An 865-nucleotide genomic window follows, 5' to 3' on the forward strand; every position below is an offset into this window, starting at 1 on the left:
TTATATAAAACGTTACTTTTCTCTTAGATTAAAAGTTCTTGCAATTAAAACGAGTTTTAGACTTATAATTTGTCATTTTTCGTTTATCAGTCTCTTTTTTAGGATGAAAATTGTTGTTTAAAGTCGATTTTTCTCTATTCTTAGTAAGTTTTCTTAAATTATGTGCAAGAGCCATCAGTCCAAATTCAATTTCGACCATTTCTAATCCTCTTAGAGTAAACCTAGTAAATTTGTTGTTGCTTTTTAGTTGTCCAAAAACAGCTTCTACTTCTACAGGTCTTTTACTTCTATGATATTTACCGCGTTCAGAGTTGAGTAATTCTCTAATATGTTGTTTTATTTGAACCAATCTATGATTCATAGAGACTGTTCTGTTTTCTGCTGCTTTATTACATAGCTCTTTTAACGAGCATTTCAAGCAGTTAGAAGCTTGATACAGATGTATTTTTGACGCAAAACCAGTGGTGGTGTATTTAGTACTACTTCCAATATTAGGTAGCTTTTCTCCATTTGGACATAAGATGTAATCAAACAATTTATTGTAGTAAAGATTGTGTTGTAGAAAAGGGTTGTTCTTCCAAGCTCTTTTCTGTTCCATATGAAAATAATTAAATTTCACATAGGGCGTTATTTCTCTTTCAAGTAAATACAGATAATTCTCTTCGCTACCATACCCAGCATCTGCTACAACTTCTTTACTTTGTTGTGCATAGGTTTGTTCAAAAGTCTCTAGATGATTGATTAAGGTAGTGGTGTCAGTTGATTTTTGTGCAATAGTATAATGTGTAATAAATTGATTTTCAGTACTTATTTGAGTATTGTAGGCAGGTTTAAGTTGCCCGTTTTTCATGTGATCTTCTTTCAT

1 protein-coding gene is annotated in these 865 nt (G+C 31.3%); it reads right to left on the reverse strand.

Annotated features, from left to right (window positions below; all coding sequences use genetic code 11):
* Nucleotides 1–28: 28 nt before the first annotated feature.
* The coding region (locus GOQ24_RS03935) for a transposase (protein ID WP_208103208.1) at nt 29–865 on the reverse strand (837 nt) is incomplete at its 5' end.

Origin of the sequence: Myroides sp. LoEW2-1 (assembly GCF_009767705.1) — a bacterium.
GTDB classification, from domain to species: domain Bacteria; phylum Bacteroidota; class Bacteroidia; order Flavobacteriales; family Flavobacteriaceae; genus Flavobacterium; species Flavobacterium album_A.